The sequence below is a fragment of the Pseudomonas sp. ICMP 8385 genome, assembly GCF_002699915.1.
Taxonomy (GTDB): Bacteria; Pseudomonadota; Gammaproteobacteria; order Pseudomonadales; family Pseudomonadaceae; genus Aquipseudomonas; species Aquipseudomonas gessardii.
In genome coordinates, this window is the sequence record NZ_LKBY01000035.1 from 66,048 (window position 1) to 85,258 (window position 19,211).

General features: G+C 62.0%; 18 protein-coding genes. 7 read left to right on the forward strand and 11 right to left on the reverse strand.

Going from position 1 to position 19,211, the window contains the following annotated elements:
- Positions 1-7: 7 nt before the first annotated feature.
- Both AO268_RS05815 and AO268_RS05820 read right to left on the reverse strand, forming a co-directional pair.
- Positions 8-1,063 carry a permease gene (locus AO268_RS05815; RefSeq protein ID WP_076962568.1) on the reverse strand — a complete coding sequence of 352 codons (1,056 nt, stop codon included), beginning with the start codon at positions 1,061-1,063 and terminating at the stop codon, positions 8-10.
- 52 nt (positions 1,064-1,115) lie between these two features.
- Positions 1,116-1,817 carry a histidine phosphatase family protein gene (locus AO268_RS05820; protein WP_076962569.1) on the reverse strand — a complete coding sequence of 234 codons (702 nt, stop codon included), beginning with the start codon at positions 1,815-1,817 and terminating at the stop codon, positions 1,116-1,118.
- A gap of 251 nt (positions 1,818-2,068) precedes the next feature.
- On the opposite strand from AO268_RS05820, the gene AO268_RS05825 reads away from it, so the two are divergent.
- From AO268_RS05825 to AO268_RS05840, 4 genes are all read left to right on the forward strand, one after another.
- Complete coding sequence (locus AO268_RS05825) at positions 2,069-2,767, forward strand: glutathione S-transferase N-terminal domain-containing protein (RefSeq protein WP_099168139.1); 699 nt, start codon at positions 2,069-2,071, stop codon at positions 2,765-2,767.
- 3 nt (positions 2,768-2,770) lie between these two features.
- A complete protein-coding gene (locus AO268_RS05830; RefSeq protein WP_099168140.1) occupies positions 2,771-3,613 on the forward strand; it encodes a PhzF family phenazine biosynthesis protein in 843 nt (280 codons plus the stop codon).
- Between the two features lie 121 nt (positions 3,614-3,734).
- Positions 3,735-4,709 (forward strand): porphobilinogen synthase, encoded by a 975-nt coding sequence (hemB, locus tag AO268_RS05835; RefSeq protein ID WP_099168141.1) that lies wholly within the window; start codon positions 3,735-3,737, stop codon positions 4,707-4,709.
- A gap of 125 nt (positions 4,710-4,834) precedes the next feature.
- The gene (locus AO268_RS05840) at positions 4,835-5,920 is read left to right on the forward strand and encodes a DUF1615 domain-containing protein (RefSeq protein WP_076962572.1); all 1,086 of its coding nucleotides are present in this window, start codon (positions 4,835-4,837) and stop codon (positions 5,918-5,920) included.
- A gap of 2 nt (positions 5,921-5,922) precedes the next feature.
- Here the strand turns inward: AO268_RS05840 and AO268_RS05845 are convergent, their stop codons facing one another.
- Entirely contained in the window at positions 5,923-6,702 is a 780-nt protein-coding gene (locus AO268_RS05845; RefSeq protein ID WP_099168142.1) for a DUF4349 domain-containing protein, read from the reverse strand.
- Between the two features lie 169 nt (positions 6,703-6,871).
- Here AO268_RS05845 and AO268_RS05850 point away from each other — a divergent pair, with 169 nt between their 5' ends.
- Entirely contained in the window at positions 6,872-7,282 is a 411-nt protein-coding gene (locus AO268_RS05850) for a PaaI family thioesterase (RefSeq protein WP_099168143.1), read from the forward strand.
- A 172-nt stretch (positions 7,283-7,454) separates the two neighbouring features.
- On the opposite strand, the gene AO268_RS05855 is transcribed toward AO268_RS05850, so the two are convergent.
- From AO268_RS05855 to AO268_RS05865, 3 genes are read right to left on the reverse strand one after another with little or no spacing between them, the layout of a single operon-like run.
- A complete protein-coding gene (locus AO268_RS05855; protein WP_099168144.1) occupies positions 7,455-8,636 on the reverse strand; it encodes an acetyl-CoA C-acetyltransferase in 1,182 nt (393 codons plus the stop codon).
- Positions 8,637-8,647: 11 nt separating this feature from the next.
- On the reverse strand, positions 8,648-9,307 hold the full coding sequence (locus tag AO268_RS05860; RefSeq protein WP_027603173.1) for a CoA transferase subunit B: 660 nt from the start codon (positions 9,305-9,307) through the stop codon (positions 8,648-8,650).
- A gap of 34 nt (positions 9,308-9,341) precedes the next feature.
- The gene (locus AO268_RS05865; protein ID WP_010211319.1) at positions 9,342-10,040 is read right to left on the reverse strand and encodes a CoA transferase subunit A; all 699 of its coding nucleotides are present in this window, start codon (positions 10,038-10,040) and stop codon (positions 9,342-9,344) included.
- Positions 10,041-10,172: 132 nt separating this feature from the next.
- Here AO268_RS05865 and AO268_RS05870 point away from each other — a divergent pair, with 132 nt between their 5' ends.
- Positions 10,173-11,075, forward strand: a complete 903-nt coding sequence (locus AO268_RS05870; RefSeq protein WP_076962575.1) for a LysR family transcriptional regulator — start codon at positions 10,173-10,175, stop codon at positions 11,073-11,075.
- A 120-nt stretch (positions 11,076-11,195) separates the two neighbouring features.
- Here AO268_RS05870 and AO268_RS05875 read toward each other — a convergent pair whose 3' ends face one another.
- The 5 genes from AO268_RS05875 to AO268_RS05900 all read right to left on the reverse strand — a co-directional run bounded on the left by AO268_RS05875 (position 11,196) and on the right by AO268_RS05900 (position 18,164).
- Complete coding sequence (locus AO268_RS05875) at positions 11,196-11,525, reverse strand: hypothetical protein (RefSeq protein WP_029296579.1); 330 nt, start codon at positions 11,523-11,525, stop codon at positions 11,196-11,198.
- A gap of 585 nt (positions 11,526-12,110) precedes the next feature.
- Entirely contained in the window at positions 12,111-12,551 is a 441-nt protein-coding gene (locus AO268_RS05885) for a CBS domain-containing protein (RefSeq protein ID WP_076962658.1), read from the reverse strand.
- A gap of 124 nt (positions 12,552-12,675) precedes the next feature.
- Complete coding sequence (locus AO268_RS05890; RefSeq protein ID WP_099168146.1) at positions 12,676-14,625, reverse strand: DNA topoisomerase III; 1,950 nt, start codon at positions 14,623-14,625, stop codon at positions 12,676-12,678.
- A 166-nt stretch (positions 14,626-14,791) separates the two neighbouring features.
- A complete protein-coding gene (locus tag AO268_RS05895; RefSeq protein WP_099168147.1) occupies positions 14,792-16,417 on the reverse strand; it encodes an MFS transporter in 1,626 nt (541 codons plus the stop codon).
- Positions 16,418-16,517: 100 nt separating this feature from the next.
- On the reverse strand, positions 16,518-18,164 hold the full coding sequence (locus AO268_RS05900; RefSeq protein WP_099168148.1) for a GMC family oxidoreductase: 1,647 nt from the start codon (positions 18,162-18,164) through the stop codon (positions 16,518-16,520).
- A 130-nt stretch (positions 18,165-18,294) separates the two neighbouring features.
- Between AO268_RS05900 and AO268_RS05905 the strand changes: the two genes are divergently transcribed.
- Positions 18,295-19,182 carry a LysR family transcriptional regulator gene (locus AO268_RS05905; protein WP_099168149.1) on the forward strand — a complete coding sequence of 296 codons (888 nt, stop codon included), beginning with the start codon at positions 18,295-18,297 and terminating at the stop codon, positions 19,180-19,182.
- Positions 19,183-19,211 lie beyond the last annotated feature (29 nt).

The following is a 19,211-nucleotide window of genomic DNA, read 5'->3' on the forward strand; positions in this document are numbered from 1 at the left end:
CGAGCAACTAAAGAACCACCACCGCCACCAACCCACACACCACACCCATCAGCATGGTCAGCCCGGCCACCGTCACCAGCACCCGCGTATCGAAATCCTTGCGCAGCATCAACAGCGACGGCAGGCTCACACTCGGCAGGGTCATCAAGAGCGCCACTGCCGGCCCGGTGCCCAGGCCCAGGGCCATCATGGTTTGCACGATGGGGATTTCCGCGGCCGTGGGAATCACAAACAGGGTGCCGACAATCGCCAGCGGCACCAGCCACAGCAGGCTGTCGGCCATCGCCCCGTCCACATGGGGGAACAGCCACACCCGCGCGGCGCCCAGCAACAGCACCGCCAGGATGTACACCGGGATAGTGCTCCAGAACAACTGCCACAGGGTCCGCAGCCAGCGGCTGAGGAACGGCTGGGTCTCGGCGCCGCTGACGTTGGCCACGGCCTCCAGCGCCACCTGTGGCACCTGCTCCGGCCGGGCGATGCGTTGGGCGACCAGCGCAACGCCAATCACCAGCACGATGCCGGCCACCAGCCGCAGGGCGGCAAAATCCCAGCCCAGGACAAAGCCCATGAACACCAGGGTCGCCGGGTTGAGCACCGGGTTGGCCATCCAGAATGCCAGGGCGGCGCCCACCGACACTTGCTGGCGGCGCATGCCGGCAGCCACTGGCGCGGCGCAGCAACTGCACATCATGCCCGGCAGGGCGAATAGCCCGCCGCGTACCGTGGAGCCCAGCCCGGCGCGGCCAAACAGGCGCAACAGCCAGTCCCGGGGAATCAATACCTGCAACAACGAGCCGAGAATCACCGCCAGCACGGCAGCTTTCCAGATCGCCAGGAAATACACCTGGGCATAGGCCAGGGCCGCCGCCAAGGGCGAGCCTTGCTGGTCATTGAGAATCGAGTTGCCGATGCTATGGCTGTCGGCCGCGACGAAGGCCTTGAAGTAGTAGGGCGACCACTTCACGTAATACAGGCCGACGCAGGCCACCAACAGGAACAGCGCCGGTTTCCACCAGAAAGACCAGCCGCGTACAGGGCTGGCAGAGGTGAGGTTAGACATGGTCAAGATCCGCAGATAAGTCGATAGCGACGCATCATACGCGGTCCCGGTGTCAGGTGTCGGCGGCTATGTGCGTCGCATCCGGGCACGTGTGCAAGCCGTTATCCAGCCCTTGCTTGTCATTGCGGCTGAGCAGGCTGGCCTTGCCGTTCTGCCAGGTGAGGGTCAGCACGTACAGGCTGTCGAAGTCGCCGCCGGACCAGTCGTCGGTGATGGTGTACTTCTCACCGACTGCTTCGCTGGCCACCTTGTTGATCAACTCCGGCAGATAGCCGTGGGACCACGCGGTGTAGATGGTGGCGTTGTGGTACTTGTCATGCATCAACTCATCCGCCAGGTCGCTGGTGTCGTTGGCGGAGAACTCGATGTTCACCGGCAGCCCGAGTTTGATCGCGCTGGGGCTGATGGTCATCAACGGGCGAATGTAGCTGTAGGAATTGTCGAACTCGCCTTCTTCGACATTGCGTGTCGGGTTGGCCGCGAACACAAAATCGGCGGCACCGAATTTTTCCGGCAGTACCGTGGCCAGGTTCATCGCGCGGTTGAGGCCCTGGCAATTGAGTTGGCCCAGGCCGCCAGCGGGCTTTTCGCCATGGCGTAAAAAGACCAGGGTTTGCACGCCGTTCTTGGGTTCGGCACTGCTTTCGCGGGCTTCAAAGGCCAGCATCAAGGCACCGCCTACGAAGGCTGTCGGTAACATCAAGTAAGCATATTGTTTAAAGCGTTTGCCAAGGCCCGGAGGCTTGATTTTCATTTGGGGGTCGGTCTTCTGTGTATCGGATCAAGACCGCAAGGCCCAGCCACAGCGACGCTCCGAGCATCGTGCGATTTTCCATGAGTATGACGGTATGCTTCCATTCACCCGTTCAAGCGCCTCTAAGAGTGCACCAGGGCATTTTGGTTCGCTGGCGGCCAGAGATTAACCGGCGGATGTTGCGGATTAAAGTCTGATGCAGGCCGGCAACCAGGCGACTATCATGGGATTTTTCGCCTTGGGGCCTCTCGATGACTTCGCTCTCTGCTTTCCCGATCACTGCCAAATGGCCAGCCCAGCATCCCGAGCGCCTGCAGTTGTACTCGCTGGCGACCCCCAATGGCGTCAAGGTGTCGATCATGCTCGAAGAGGTGGGCCTGGCGTATGAGGCGCACAAGGTCAGCTTCGACACCCAGGACCAGCTCTCGCCCGAGTTCCTGTCCCTGAACCCCAACAACAAGATCCCGGCGATCATCGACCCCAACGGCCCGGGCGGTGAACCGCTGGCGTTGTTCGAGTCGGGGGCGATCCTGATCTACCTGGCGGAAAAAACCGCGCAACTGCTGCCCCAGGCCCCCGCCGCGCGCTACGAAACCCTGCAATGGCTGATGTTCCAGATGGGCGGGATCGGGCCGATGTTCGGCCAGGTCGGTTTCTTCAATAAATTCGCCGGCAAAGCCTACGAAGACAAACGCCCCCGCGACCGCTATGCCGCTGAAGCCCGACGCCTGCTGGCGGTGCTGGAAACGCGCCTGCTGGGCCGCAGCTGGATCATGGGCGATGAGTACAGCATCGCCGATATCGCCACCTTTCCCTGGATCCGCAACCTGATTGGCTTCTATGAGTCGGGCGAGCTGGTGGGCATCAGCGACTTCCCCAATGTGCTGCGCGCGCTGGATGGTTTTGTCGCCCGGCCGGCGGTGATCCGTGGTCTGAATATTCCGAGTTGACCCATGCCGACTTTCGATTTCAAGCAACTGGACGTATTCAGCAGCGTGGCCCTCAAGGGCAACCCACTGGCAGTGGTGCTGGGCGCCGATAGCCTCAGCGACCAGCAGATGGCCGACTTCGCCAAGTGGACCAACCTCAGCGAAACCACGTTCCTGCTGCAACCACGCGACCCGCGTGCGGATTACGGGGTGCGCATTTTCACCACCGTGCAGGAGCTGCCGTTCGCCGGCCACCCAACCCTGGGCAGTTGCCAGGCGTGGCTGCACGCCGGTGGTGTACCCCGGGGCAGCGAGATCATCCAGGAGTGCGAGATCGGCTTGGTGCGCATCCGCCGCGAGGGTGACGAGTTGGCGTTTATCGCACCGCCCTTGCTCCGTTCGGGCCCGTTGGATGTTGAGTTGCTGGAGCGTGTGCGTCTTGCCCTGAACCTTGAGCCCGAGGCGATCCTTCGCAGCCAATGGGTCGATAACGGCGCGGGCTGGCTGGCCCTGATGTTGACTGATCGGCAGGCGGTACTGGCTTTGCAGCCGGACTATTCAAAGTTGCTGGGGCTGGCGGTGGGCGTGATTGCCCCGTGTGACCCTGCCCGCGATGAGGTTGATGCGCAGTTTGAGGTGCGGGCGTTCATTGCCGGTGATGGTGCGCCGGAAGACCCGGCCACTGGCAGCCTGAATGCCGGCCTGGCGCAGTGGCTGCTAGGCGAAGGCCTGGCGCCCGACGAGTATGTGGTCAGCCAGGGCACGGCCATGGGCCGCGTCGGGCGGATCCGTGTCGCCCAGCAAGGTGATGATGTCTGGATCGGTGGTGCCGTGACGCTCTGCATAGAGGGCTGTCTACGGCTGTAGGTCAATGCAATTGTTACCGCCAGGGGAATAAACTGTTGTTCCCCAGCGTTTGTTCTGATGGGTGCGTAGGGCATAAGCTTTCGCCCCTAGGTTTTTTCGCCTGTTTTTTTCAGGAGCATGCATGTCCAGTCAGTTCCCCGAAACCCGTTCCCGCCGCCTACGCCGTTCCCCCGAGCTGCGCAGCCTGTTCCAGGAGACCGAATTCACCCTCAATGACCTGGTGTTGCCGATTTTCGTCGAGGAAGAAATCGACGATTTCGTGCCGATTACCAGCATGCCCGGCGTGATGCGCATCCCCGAATCGAAACTGGCCAGTGAAATCGAGCGCTTTGCCCACGCCGGGATCAAGTCGGTCATGACATTCGGCGTGTCCCATCACCTGGATGCCAGCGGCAGCGACACCTGGAACGAGCGCGGGCTGGTGTCGCGCATGTCGGCGATCTGCAAGGACGCGGTGCCGGAAATGATCGTGATGTCTGACACCTGCTTTTGTGAATACACCGACCACGGTCATTGCGGCGTGATGCACGGCAATGAAGTGGACAACGACCGCACCCTGGCCAACCTGGGCAAGCAAGCGGTGGCGGCCGCCCGTGCCGGTGCCGATGTGATCGCGCCGTCGGCCGCGATGGACGGCCAGGTCCAGGCCATTCGCCGGGCCCTGGACGCGGCCGGGTTCAGCCATATCCCGATCATGGCGTACTCCACCAAATTCGCCTCGGCCCTGTATGGCCCGTTCCGCGAGGCAGGCGGCAGTGCACTGAAGGGCGACCGCAAAAGCTACCAGATGAACCCGATGAACCGCCGCGAAGCAGTGCGCGAATCCCTGCTGGACGAGCAGGAAGGTGCCGACTCGCTGATGGTCAAGCCGGCCGGTGCCTACCTGGATATCATCCGCGACATCCGCGAAGCCTCGCGCTTGCCGGTGGCGGCGTACCAGGTCAGTGGCGAATACGCGATGATCAAGTTCGGCGCCCAGGCCGGGGCCATCGACGAAGCGCGGGTGGTGCGCGAGACCCTGGGGTCGATCAAGCGTGCCGGTGCGGACCTGATCTTTACCTACTTTGCGATGGACCTGGCGCTCGCCGGTATCTGATCCCGGTGCATGTACTGTGGGCGCCGGCTTGAGGACGCCATCGCGGGCCAGCCCGCTCCTACAGGGGGTGGGTGTGGGTTTGTGAGATAGTGGGCGCTTTCAGCGACTCACAGGACACTCCCCGCATGCTTTCATCCCGGCTGACTCTCTGCCTGGCCGCCTTACTGGTGCTGGCCGGCTGTTCGACACAACGCGGCCAGCAGCTTCCAGAGCGCAGTGAAACCGAGGTCAAGGCGCAGATCGTGCGGTTGCTGCCGGCCAAGGTGGCCGATCGCGCCGGCTGGGCCCAGGACATCTACACCGCCTTCGACAGCCAGAAAATCTACCCCAGCACCGAAAATATCTGCGCGGTCCTGGCGGTGACCGAGCAAGAGTCCACCTACCAGGTCGACCCGCCGGTGCCGAACATGGGCAAGATCGCCCAGGATGAAATCCTCAAGCGTGCAGCCAAGGTGCATGTGCCGGCCGTGCTGGTGCGCACCGCGCTGCAACTGCGTTCGCCCACGGGTAAGTCCTACGCCGAGCGTCTGAGTGCTGCGCGTACCGAGAAGGACCTGAGTGGGATCTTTGACGACTTTATCGGCAGCGTGCCATTGGGCCGTACCTTGTTCGGCAGTTTCAACCCGGTGCATACCGCAGGCCCGATGCAGGTGAGCATTGCCTTCGCCGAGCAGCAGGCCCGGGATTATCCCTACACCGTAGACGGAAGCATTCGCCGCGAAGTGTTTACCCGGCGTGGCGGCATGTACTTCGGCATCGCCCATTTGTTGGGTTATCCGGTGAGCTACGCGCAGCCGCTGTATCGCTTTGCGGACTTTAACGCCGGGTGGTACGCCAGCCGCAATGCCGCGTTCCAGGCTGCGGTCAGCCGCGCTTCCGGGACCCGCCTGGCGCTAGATGGCGATTTGATCCGCTACGGCTCGATCATGCCCGGCACCACGGAGCTGGCGGTGCGTTCCCTGGGCAAGAAGCTGGACATGCGCAACCCGAGCATTCGCAGCCAGTTGGAGCAGGGTGACCGCCTGGACTTTGAACAGACCACCCTGTACCAGCGGGTATTTGCCCTGGCCGAGAAAGCCGAAGGCAAGCCGCTGCCACGGGCGATCCTGCCGGGGATTGTGCTCAAGAGCCCGAAGATCACCCGCAACCTCACCACCGCCTGGTTCGCCAAGCGCGTGGATGAGCGTTACCAGCGCTGCATGCAGCGCTGAGGTCAAGGGCGGCGCTTGACCAGCTTGCGCCACAACCAGACCCACAGCCACAACACCGGGAACGCGAGGATCACAAACGGCAGCACATAGCTGGAGCGTTCCAGGGCATCGGCGGTGCCGTCGACCAGGTTGTCGCCCAGGTTGCCGAACATCCGCGCAAAACGTGATTGCTGATGCTCGCCGTCGGAGGGGCGGAAATTCAGGGTCACGCGGTTGGTGTCCAGGCGCCGCTGCTGGCCGGCGGCGATCTGCGCCAGCTCCTGCAGCTCGTTTTCGATGGCGGCCTGTTCTTTGGTGAGGGTGATCAGGTCGCCCACGGTGATGTCCTTGCGTGCGGCCAGTTCATCCAGGCGTTTTTGCTGGGCCTGCAAGCGCTCCTGGCGGCGACGCACATCGGCCACTGCGTCGGCCAGATCTTCGGCGCTGGTGATGCGTTGCCCCAGTTGCCCGCCCTCGGCCGCCATCTTCACCAGCGGTTCGACCCCGCTTGGGGCAATGCGCAGCACGATCATGCCGCCGTCGCTGTTCTCTTCGATCCGCAGGATATTGCAGGCGCCAAACTGCGCCGACTCACAGGCCTGGCGGGTAGCCTGCATGCGCGGGGCCAGCAGGGCCACCGGCATCGCCAGGCTCAACTCGTGTTCATAGGCCAACTGCGCGCCGGCCCGGCCCTGTTCGCCATTGATCAGCGTGGCTTCGGAATATTCCTTGGGCGAACAGCCGCCAAGCAGCAGGGCGGTCAATAACATCAATGCAGTCGATCTGCCTTCCAGGTGGCGCATGGCGGTTCCTTCAAGTGTGCGGGATACAGTGCGCGGCGATTAAAGCGAATTTGCCCGGCGAACGCAAAGCAGGTGTGGGCTTATCGACACTGATTTACCCGGTTGATCATGCTGGCTGCCATGAGCGACACGGGTTAAACCTCATGCCCGGCCACAAGGACGATCTACCATGGCGGATATCCCTGAAGGTTTTATTCCCTTACCCCGTAGCAGCCCGCTCCTGGATTTGCTGGGCCCGGTGTATTGCCGTGGCGAAGGCCTGCGGTTGCAACTGGGCCTGCGCGCCGACAACCGCCACGCCAACGGGCGCGGCACGGTGCATGGCGGCGTGCTGGCGACCCTGGCGGATGTCGGCATGGGCTATGCCATGGCGTTTTCCAGTGACCCGCCGTTGCCGTTGATTACCGCGAGCATGACCCTCGATTATTTGGGGGCTGTGCAGGTGGGGGAGTGGATCGAGGTGCAGTTGGAGCACCACAAGCGCGGGCGGCAGATGGCGTTTGCCACGGTCAGTCTGCAGGTGGGGGAAAAGGTGGTGGTGCGGGCCAATGCGGTGTTTGCCGTGCCGCAATCCAATTGACGATAGAGATCTAATGTAGGAGCTGGCTTTCCTGCGATAGCGGGGTAACAGTCAATGCTGCCGGGGACTGCCCCACCGCTATCGCAGGCAAGCCAGCTCCCACACTGGACGGTATAGGCAAAAAAGGCCCGGCTTTTCGTGGAGCCGGGCCTTTTCCGTGTTGCTCGTTGAATCAGTCGCGCTCAAGGGCCAGTGCCACGCCCTGGCCGCCGCCGATGCACAAGGTCGCCAGGCCTTTCTTGGCATCGCGCTTGAGCATTTCATGCAGCAGGGTCACCAGCACCCGACAGCCTGAGGCGCCAATCGGATGGCCGATGGCAATCGCGCCGCCATTGACGTTGACCTTGGCCGCGTTCCACTCCAGTTCCTTGCCCACTGCCAGCGCCTGTGCGGCGAAGGCTTCGTTGGCTTCGATCAGGTCCAGGTCGGCCAACTGCCAGCCGGCCTTGTCCAGGCAGCGACGGGTCGCGGACACCGGGCCAATGCCCATGATCGCCGGATCGACACCTGCGTTGGCATAGCTGGCAATCCGCGCCAGCACTGGCAGGCCGAGGGCCTTGGCTTTATCGGCACTCATCAGCAACACCGCGGCGGCGCCGTCGTTGAGGCTCGACGCGTTGCCGGCGGTGACGCTGCCGTCTTTCTTGAAAGCCGGCTTGAGCTTGCCCAGGGACTCGGCGGTGGTGCCGGCGCGGGGTTGTTCGTCCACGCTAAAGGCAATCGGGTCGCCCTTGCGCTGGGGGATCAGGATCGGTGTGATTTCATCGGCAAAACGCCCGGCTTCAATGGCGGCGGCAGCTTTTTGCTGGGAGGCGGCGGCGAAGGCGTCCTGGGCTTCACGGCTGATGCCGTACTTGTCCACCAGGTTCTCAGCGGTGATGCCCATGTGGTAGTCGTTGAACGCATCCCACAGGCCGTCGCTGATCATGCTGTCGACCATCTTCGCGTGCCCCATGCGCAGGCCGGTGCGGGCGGCGGGCAGCACGTAGGGGGCCAGGCTCATGTTTTCCATGCCGCCGGCGATGATCACCTCGGCGTCACCGCAACGGATGGCCTGTGCACCCAGGTGCAGGGCCTTGAGGCCCGAGCCGCAGACTTTGTTCAAGGTCAGGCTGGGCACTGCGTGGGGCAGGCCGGCGAGGATCGACGCCTGGCGCGCCGGGTTCTGGCCGGAGCCTGCGGTCAGCACCTGGCCAAGGATCACTTCGTCTACTTGTGCAGGGTCCAGGCCCGTTTGCTCCAGCAGGCGGCGGATCACGGCGGCGCCCAGTTCCGGTGCCGGAATGCCGGCCAGGGCCCCTTGAAAGCTGCCCACGGCGGTGCGGGTGGCAGCAACAATCACGACGTCTTGCATGGAATCTGTCCTCACTGGAAGTGCATTTCTGGAACGTGGTCCGGGACGATCAGTTTACCGGCGGTCTTGCTCACAATCTCTTCAACACTGACGCCAGGTGCGCGTTCCTTGAGGACAAAAGCGCCATTTTCGATTTCCAGGTAGGCCAAATCCGTCAGCACGCGCTTGATGCAGTTGGCGCCGGTCAGCGGCAGGCTGCACTGGCTGAGCAACTTGGACTCACCGTCCTTGGAGGCGTGGGTCATGATCACGATGATGTTTTCTGCGCCGGCCACCAGGTCCATGGCGCCGCCCATGCCCTTGACCAGCTTGCCAGGAATCATCCACGAAGCGATGTTGCCGTGTACGTCCACTTCAAAGGCGCCGAGCACCGTGAGGTCAACGTGGCCGCCGCGAATCATCGCAAAGGACTCGGCCGAGGAGAAAATCGAGGCGCCGATGCGGGCGGTGACGGTCTGCTTGCCGGCGTTGATCATGTCGGCATCGATGGTGTCTTCGGTAGGAAACGGTCCCATGCCCAACAGGCCGTTTTCCGATTGCAGCATCACTTCCATGCCTTCGGGAATGTAGTTGGCCACCAGGGTCGGGATGCCGATGCCGAGGTTGACGTAGAAGCCGTCCTGCATTTCGCGGGCGACGCGTTGAGCCATTTGTTCGCGGGTAAGAGCCATTTTAGGTGTCCTTATTGTTCGGGCTGGAGGCAGATTATTTACGGACAGTGCGCTGTTCGATGCGCTTCTCGAAGGTGCCGCAGATAATCCGGTCGACGTAGATGCCAGGGGTGTGGATCTGCGCCGGGTCCAGCTCGCCCGGTTCGACGATTTCCTCGACTTCGACCACGGTGATCTTGCCGGCGGTGGCGGCCAGCGGGTTGAAGTTCTGGGCGGTGTGGCGGTAGATGACGTTGCCGAAATGGTCGGCTTTCCAGCCTTTGACGATGGCAAAGTCGCCAGTGATGGATTCTTCCATCAGGTATGGGCGGCCGTTGAATTCGCGGGTTTCCTTGCCTTCGGCGACGGGCGTGCCAACACCGGTGGCGGTAAAGAACGCTGGAATGCCGGCGCCGCCTGCGCGCATTTTCTCCGCGAGGGTGCCCTGGGGCGTGAGCACCACTTCGATTTCACCGCTGAGCAGTTGTTTCTCGAACAGGGCGTTTTCACCGACATAGGAGGCGATGACCTTGCTGATCTGTTTTTCTTCGAGCAACACACCCAGGCCAAAGCCATCGACGCCGCAGTTGTTGGAGACGACCGTGAGGTCGCGGGTGCCTTTGCGCTTGATTTCGGCGATGAGGTTTTCCGGGATGCCGCACAGGCCAAAGCCACCGGAGAGTACGGTCATGCCGTCTTCCAGGCCTGCCAGCGCTTCTTCATAGGACGCCACGCGTTTATCGAAACCTGCCATATGCACCTCTTTTATTGTTTGTGGTCCAGCCAGTAAACCGAGTGTTGCGCTGACGGATTGATTTGTTAAGTTGTTTTTTGAGGTTGATTGATTTAAAAAACAGCACAATCGCCAAGCCGTTGGAGCAGCGTCATGACAGTTAAACAGATGCGGGCCTTTCTTGCCGTGGCCCAGACCTTAAGTTTTGCCGCCGCCTGTGAGCGCCTGCATTTGTCCCAGTCGGCCCTGAGCCTGACCATCAAGGGCCTGGAGGAAGGCCTGGGCGGGCGGCTGTTCAGTCGTAATACGCGCAACGTCGCGCTGACCCCGGAAGGTGAATCCCTGTTGCCCCTGGCCCGTCGGTTGATTGCCGACTGGGACAATGCCGAGGATGAATTGCGTCAGCGTTTTACCCTGCAACGTGGGCGCGTGACGGTGGCGGCGATGCCGTCGTTTGCCGGCAACCTGCTGCCGCCGATCCTGAAGATCTTTCGTGCGCGGTTTCCCCAGGTCAACGTCACGGTGCATGACTTGATCAACGAGCAGGTCCTGGAAATGGTCCGCGATCGCCAGGTCGAACTGGGTGTGGCGTTTGAGCCCTCACCGGGGTCGTCGCTGGCCTTTACCCCGCTGTACCTGGACCGCTTTGTCGCGGTCGTGCCCGGTGACTCGCCGTTGGCGCACATGAGCGAGATCGACTGGAAAACCCTGCTGGCACAACCCTTCATTACCTTGCAGCGACCTTCGACGGTAAGGGTGATGCTCGAAGAGCACCTGGGTGCATTGCAGATGAAGCTGCCAGTGGCGTTGGAAAGCCATCAATTGGCGACGGTGGGCAAGATGGTTGCCAGCGGCCTGGGTGTCAGCGCCGTACCAGCCTTATGTGCACAGCAAATGGAGGAGGCGGGGGCTCATTGCCTCACCTTGAACGGTCCGGTGATCGAGCGGCCGATTGGGGTGCTGACCAAGCCAGGATATGAGCTGTCGGCGGCGGCGCAGGCACTGTTTGATATCTTCAGGGGCGAAGCGCAGAAGGGGCGATTCCCGGGGATTTAAGTCAACACAAACAAATGTGGGAGCTGGCTTGCCAGCGATAGCTATTTAACATTCAACAACTAGGTTGATCGTTAAACGGTTATTCCAGGCAAACCAGCTCCCACAAAGGTCTAGTTATTCTTAGTAGTAACGGTCAATCACTTTAACTTGCGAGTTGTCTTTGAACGACTCCCAGGCATTGTTAAGTGTATCGAAGACCTGCTCAATAAAGTTGCGATCGGCAGCGGCCTTTTTACCGACATAACCCTGGCCGCGGCGGTACATCTTCAGGCGCGCCGCCAGTTCACGGTTATTGCGGTCGAACTCGGCTTCTTCGGTATGGGGCGCCAGGCAGTCAATTTGCACTTCGCCCGATTTGCCAATCCACAGGATATGGTCGTCGAGTGTGTCTTTCTGCGCTGCGAACATCTCAGCCAATTCATCGATAGTTGGTTGGTTGTTCAGATTCATGTGTAAGCCCCTTGACCAGTTGGCGATCTTCAGTTGATTCGTTAATCCACGTTAGTTGTCTCCGGTTGCGAAAACCGGGCGTCAGAAACGGTCTGCCAGATACGGGCAGGGTCTTGAACCTGATGCATGTAGTGTTTCTGATGAACTGCTACGCAATGGTTTCATAACGAAGACAAGCAGCATTTGAGCTTCTTGTACCGATCCTTTCGGGCCGGTCAGCTTCATCAATCTGCCTTGTGGGCAGTGCACATCCAGAAAAACAGCCCGGCGGTCAGACGAGCTTGTTCAAAACGCTTGTTACCAACGCTCCCGATCCGGGAGACGCTTGAATCATGCAAGGTCAAAATGCTTACGTCAACGGTTATGTAGTGATTATTTTTGAGCACTACATATTTTTTGCAGAGGAGAGGGTGGTCTGGGGAAAGGTGACTTGGGCGTCATTTTTTGTGCCGGGGAGTCGGGGGGGCGCTGCTGTGGGAGCTGGCTTGCCTGCGATGGCATCACCTCGGTGTGTCAGTTACACCGAGGTGATGCCATCGCAGGCAAGCCAGCTCCCACATTGGATTTGTAGTGCTTAGGGGAATGTCATTCGCCGCGAATGTATTGTTCCAGTTGCTGGATAAGGGCAGCCTGTTCAGCGATGGCTTCCTTGACCAGGTCACCGATGGACAGTAGGCCCAGCAGTTCTCCGCCTTCCACCACGGGCAGGTGACGCAGGTGGCCGTCAGTCATAATACCCATGCAGTCTTCGACGCTTTTGTGGGTATCCACGGTGATTGCCGGGGAACTCATCACTTGGTGGACCTGTGTACTCGTCGAGGACAGTCCATGGAGAATCAGTTTGCGCGCGTAGTCGCGCTCACTGATGATGCCGACGACCTTGCCGTCCTTGACTACCGGCAAGGCGCCGACGTTCTTCGCTGCCATCACCACCAACGCTTCAAACACGGTGTGATTCCACTGGATGGTATGGACTTCCTGATTCTTCTGGTCCTTGGACTTGAGCAACTGTGCGACGGTCTTCATGGTGTCCACCCCGGTTTTGTTATTCGGCAGTGCCTACAGAATCCTCGACCGCTGGCGCCAGGGCAAGACCCAAAGCGGCGTATATCCGCTTGAAAAGCGTCATTACCTGACTTTTTTTGCAATTTCAGCCCTTGTTTGCCGGTTTTACCGCCCGTTTCGGGCTGGCGCCGGCCTTTCGCTTCGCCGGCTTGCGCTTGTTTTTCCAGGGGGTGGCGCCACGGCCTGCCGGGCTGGCCGGGCCGCTGATGGTTATTTGCATACCATTGCAGCGCGCCACTTGTTTGCTCATCCAGGCCGCCTGCTTGGCGACAAACTCTTCCAGGCTCATCTCACCGCTTTGCACCATGTCCAGGGCCTGCTCCCAAATCGCCGTGGTACCGGGGTCGGCAATCGCCCTGGGCACCGCGTCGATCAGGCTGAAGGCCGCTGGCGTGGCCGACAGTGCCTTGCCATTTTTGACCAGGTAACCACGGTCCAGCAGGCCCTGGATGATTCCGGCCCGCGTCGCCTCGGTGCCGATGCCGGTGGTGTCCTTGAGCTTTTGCTTGAGCAACGGGTCCTCCACCAGTTTGGCGACGTTCTTCATCGCCTTGATCAGGTCGCCTTCGGTGAAAGGCTTGGGCGGTTGGGTCCACAGGTCCTTGAGGTTGACCTTCGCCACTGCGTAATCCTGGCCCTGCACCAACGCTGGCAAAGGCTGTGGCGCCGGCGCCTCGCGGCCCTTGCTGGGCGCCAGGGCTTCGGGCAAGGCGCGCTTCCAGCCCGGCTCCACCACCACTTTGCCTACCGCGCGCAGGGCTTCACTGGCACAGTCGAAATCCGCCTGGGTGCGGTCGTATTCGTGGTTGGGCAGGAACTGCGCCAGGTAACGGGCGCGGACCAAGGTGTAGACGGCGCGGTGCTTGCCGGTCAGTTGCGCGAGGTCCTTGCCGGCGCCGGTGGGGATGATGCCGTGGTGGGCGCTGACCTTGGCGTCGTTCCAGGCGCGGGAGCGGCGTTGCGCATCGAGGTGTGGCATCAGCGCATTTACCGCCGGGTCGGCGCGGCCCAGTGCCGCGAGAATTGTCGCCGCGTCGCCATGCTGACTCACGGGCAGGTAGCCGCAGTCGCTGCGTGGGTAGGTGATGACCTTGTGGGTTTCGTAGAGAGACTGGGCGATATCCAGGGTTTCCTGGGCACCGAGGCCGAGTTTCTTCGAGCAGATCTCCTGCAGCGTGCCCAGGTCAAAGGGCAGGGGTGCCACTTCGCGCATGCGTTCGGTGCGCAACTTCACCAACTGCGCGCTGGCCGCGTTGCTCATTGCCGTCGCCGCCTGGCGTGCCCGCTCTGGGTTGAGGCAGCGACCCTGGTCGTCACACAGGTCGTCGGCAGCGCGCCATTGCGCGATAAAGCTCATCTGCCGGTGCAGCAACTCGACATCAATGGCCCAGTAAGCCACCGGGACAAAGTCGGCAATGCTGCGGTCGCGGTCCACCACCAGGCGCAGGGTCGGGGTTTGCACCCGGCCCACCGGCAACACGCCCTGATAGCCGGACTGGCGGCCGAGCAGGGTAAACAGGCGGCTCATGTTCATGCCGATCAGCCAGTCGGCGCGGGAGCGGCCCAGGGCCGAATGGTAGAGGCTGAAGGTGTCTGCGCCCGGCTTCAACGAGGCCAGGGCCTTGCGGATCGAGGCATCGTCGAGCGCCGACAGCCACAGGCGCTGGATCGGCCCGCGATAGCGGCAATGCTCCACCAGTTCCCGGGCGATCATCTCGCCCTCGCGGTCGGCATCGGTGGCAATCACCAGCTCCCGGGCTTCCCCCAGCAGGCGCTTGACCGCCTTGTACTGGCTGGCGGTCTTGGGCTTGACCGTCATCTTCCATTTTTCCGGGACAATGGGCAGGTCGGCCAGCACCCAGCGCTTGTACTTGGCATCGTAGGCGTCGGGCGGGGCGGTTTCCAGCAAGTGGCCGATGCACCAGGTGACGGTGACATCGGTGCCCAGCCAGCACCCATCGCCCCGGCGCCGGGCGCCAAGCACGGCCGCGATATCCTTGGCCTGGGAGGGTTTTTCACAGAGGAACAGCCGCATGTTCAGCCCATTGGTTACACCGTTGAATAGGCGAAGGATGGGCAAAAGAAGGGAATTGAGCAACCTTTATCTGGATGGATATACAGCAATTTGTGTGAGCAGCGGGAAACCAATGTGGGAGCGGGCAAGCTCGCTCCCACAAGGGATTTGCAGTGCTTGGGGGATATTAGTTCTTATCCAGATCCACGTTCTTGGTTTCCTTCAGGCATAGCAGCCCCACGATCAGGCTCACCCCGGTAATCACCACCGGGTACCACAGCCCGTAGAAGATATCGCCGGTGTACACCACCAGGGCAAACGACACGGTCGGCAGGAACCCGCCAAACCAGCCGTTGCCGATGTGGTAGGGCAGGGACATGGAGGTGTAGCGGATGCGCGTCGGGAACAGTTCCACCATCAGCGCGGCCAGCGGGCCGTAGCACATCGCGGCGATCAGGATCAGGGCGACGATCAACACCACCACCATGGTTTTGTTGACCTGGGCCACGTCCGCCGATTTCGGGTAGCCGGCCAGGGTCACGGCGCCGCGCAGGGCGTCTTCGTCGTAGCCGTCGATGCGTACATCGCCGATGCTCACTTGCACCGCGCTGCCGGCCGGTGCGGCTTCGCTGCTGTAGGGCAGGCCCTGTTTGACCAGGAAGGTCTTGACCTTGTCGCATGGGCTGTCAAAGCGCGCCTTGCCCACCGGGTCGAACTGGAAGGTGCAGGTGGCTGGGTCCGCCAGTACGGTGATCGGGGCCTGGCGGCTGGCCTGGTCCATGGCCGGGTTGGTGTAGTGGGCCAGGCCCTTGAAGATCGGGAAGTACAGCGCGGTGGCCAGCAGCAGGCCGACCATCAGCACCGGCTTGCGCCCCCATTTGTCCGACAGCCAGCCGAAGAAGATAAAGAACGGCGCGCCAATTACCACGCTGATGATCAGCAGCATATTGGCCAGGGCCGGGTCCATCTTCAGGAACTGGGTCAGGAAGAACAGCACATAGAACTGTGCCGCGTAGAAGGTCACGGCCTGGCCGGCGTTGATGCTGAACAGCGCAATCAGCACCACCTTGAGGTTTTCCCAGTTGCCGAACGACTCGCGGATCGGCGCCTTGCTGGCCTTGCCTTCCTCTTTCATTTTCAGGAACGCGGGGGATTCATGCAGGCTCATGCGGATCCAGGTGGAAATCCCCAGCAGCACGATCGACAGCAGGAACGGCAGGCGCCAGCCCCAGACTTCAAATTGATCGCCGGTGAAGTAACGGCAACCCAGTACCACCAACAACGACAGCAGCAGGCCAAGGGTGGCGGTGGATTGAATCCAGCTGGTGTGGAACCCGCGCTTGCCGGCCGGGGCGTGCTCGGCGACATAGGTCGCGGCGCCGCCGTATTCGCCGCCCAGGGCCAGGCCCTGGAGCATGCGCAGCACCACCAGGATGATCGGCGCGGCGATGCCGATGCTGGCGTAGGTGGGCAACAGGCCTACACAGAAGGTCGCCACGCCCATCAGGACGATGGTGGCGAGGAAGGTGTACTTGCGCCCGATCATATCGCCCAGGCGGCCGAATACCAGCGCGCCGAACGGCCGTACCACAAAGCCGGCGGCAAAGGCCATCAGGGCGAAGATAAAGGCCGTGGTGTCGTTGACCCCGGCAAAAAATTGCTTGCTGATCACCGCCGCGAGGGCGCCATAGAGGAAAAAGTCATACCACTCGAACACCGTCCCCAGGGACGAGGCGAAGATGACCTTTTGCGACTCCTTGCTGGTGACAGTGGCGCCCGGTAGGGCGTCCAGGGGTTGAGCACGTTCTGACATGGGGTAGTCCTCACAGTGATTATTTATTGTTGTCCCACTGTCGGCGCCAACTTCAGCGCCGCTCTTGCCCGGCCGGCGCGAGCACACTCGCGCCGACAGGTCATGCCGGTGTTGTCAGTTCTGGTTCGGGGCTGAAGTTCCTTGTGGGAGGGGACAGGATCAGTTGCGCGGCTTTTTCCGCGATCATCAACGTGGGTGAGCAGGTATTGCCGGAGGTGATGCGCGGCATGATCGAGGCATCGGCGATGCGCAGGCCGGGTACGCCATGCACGCGCAGTTGGGCATCGACCACGGCGTCTTGACCATGGCCCATGCGGCAGGTGCCGACCGGATGAAAGATCGTGGTGCCGATCCGCGCCGCGGCTTCCTGCAATTGCTCGTCGCTTTGCAACGCCTCACCGGGCAGGTATTCCACCGGGTTGAACGGGCGCAGGGCCTGGGCGCCGACAATGCGCCGGGTCAGGCGGATGGCCGCGGCGGCCACGCGTAAATCTTCTGGATGGCTCAGGTAGTTGGGCTGGATCAGTGGCGGCGCCGCCGGATCGGCCGAGCGGATATCAATGCGTCCGCGACTCTGTGGGCGCAAGTCACAGACCGACGCGGTAAACGCCGGGAATGTGTGCAGCGGCTCGCCAAAGCGTTCCAGCGACAGTGGCTGCACGTGGTATTGGAGGTTGGCCGAAGTCTGCTCCGGCCCCGAGCGGGCGAAGGCGCCGAGTTGGCTGGGGGCCATGGACAGCGGGCCGCTGCGGTCATACAGGTATTGCAGGCCCATGCCCATCTTGCCCCACACGGAGCCGGCGATCTGGTTCAGGGTGCGGGCGTTTTCCAGCTTGTAGATCAGCCGCAGTTGCAAGTGATCCTGCAGGTTGCCGCCCACACCTGGCAGTTCGTGCCGCACCTCGATGCCCAAGGGCTTGAGCACGCTGGCAGGACCGATACCGGAGCGCTGCAGGATGCCGGGCGAACCCACCGCCCCGGCGCACAGGATGATTTCCTTGTGGGCTTGCCACGTCACCGCTTGCCCTTGCTGACGGCCCACCACGGCACTGGCGCGCCCGTGTTCCAGGAGCACGCGGTCGACTTCCACGCCCGTGAGCACCGTGAGGTTGGCGCGCTGGCGGATGGGCTTGAGAAACGCCTTGGCCGCATTCCAGCGCACGCCGCCTTTCTGGTTGACCTGGAAGTAGCCACACCCCTCGTTATCGCCCTGGTTGAAGTCGTCGATGCTGGCGATGCCGCTCTGCTTGGCGGCTTCGCGGAAGGCGTCGAGGATCGGCCAGTGCAGGCGCTGTTGTTCCACGCGCCATTCGCCGCTGTCGCCGTGCAGGGGCGAGGCGCCGGCAAAGTGGTTTTCGCTGTGTTTGAACAGCGGCAATACATCGTCCCAGGCCCAGCCGGGGTTGCCTTCGGCGGCCCAGCCGTCGTAGTCGTCGGCCTGGCCGCGCATGTAGATCATGCCGTTGATCGACGAGCAACCGCCCAATACCTTGCCCCGTGGATAGCTCAGGGCACGACCTTGCAGGCCTGGCTGGGCCTCGGTCTTGAAGCACCAGTCGGTGCGCGGGTTGCCGATGCAGAACAGGTAGCCGACGGGGATATGGATCCAGGGATAGTTGTCGCGCCCGCCCGCTTCAAGCAGCAACACGCGATGGGCAGGGTTGGCGGACAGTCGATTGGCCAGCAGGCAGCCCGCAGGGCCGGCGCCTACCACCACGTAATCGTATTGCGCAGGTGCAATAGTCATCTGGGGGCTCGCTTGTTTTTCTTATTGGCTCCATCCTAGTTGTTAGTTTTCGTCTTAAAAATGTTAGTTTTTACCCAGCTGCTGTGCGTTTTTAAACAGCGTTGCGCCCATGGCCGAGAAGGGAGGTGGCATGTTCGACTGGAATGACCTGCGGTACTTCCTGGAGTTGCAGCGCAGCGGGCGCCTGCTCACCGCCGCCCAGCGCCTGAAAACCACACATGCCACCGTGGCCCGGCACATCGAGGCCATCGAGAAAAGCCTCGGCACGGCGCTGTTTGTGCAGCACGCCCAGGGTTATGAACTGACGCCGTCGGGCGAAGCGCTGCTCAAGCATGCCGAAGCCATGGAGAACGTGGCGCTGCTGGCCGAAGAGGAGCTGACCCATTCCGCCGCGCCCCTGGGCAAGATTCGCCTGGGGGTGGCCGAAGGCTTGGGGGTGATGTTCCTCGCCAGCCGCATGGGCGGCCTGTTCGAGCGTTATCCAGGGCTGGAAGTGGAATTGGTGGCGGTGCCGCGGTTTGTCAGCATCCTCAACCGCGAGGCCGAGATCAGCATCCACCTGGAGCGCCCCAGTGTCGACCAACTGGTCACGCGCAAGCTCACCGACTACCGCCTGGCCCTCTACGCCAGCCGCAGTTACCTGGCGCGCACGCCGGCCATCGAGAAACGCGAAGACCTGGCCGCCCATGCCTGGATCGATTACGTCGACGACCTGTTGTTCAGCCAGGAGTTGAAGTTTCTCAGCAGCTTTTGCCGCAACCCCCGGGTGGTATTCCACAGCACCAGCGTGATTGCCCAGCACCAGGCCGCGCGCTCGGGGTTGGGGGTTGCCGTGTTGCCGTGCTTCATGGCCGCCGGCGACCCGGACCTGGTGCCGTTGTTGCCGCAGGAAAGCATCCAGCGCAGCTACTGGATCAGCTCCCGGCGCGAATTGCACAAGTCGGTGCGGTTGCGGGTGTTGTGGGATTACGTGGTGGAGTTGTGCGCCCAGGAACAGGGGCTGTTGTTGGGCGAGTAGCGAAGGGCAAGGGGGCTTTACAGAGATCA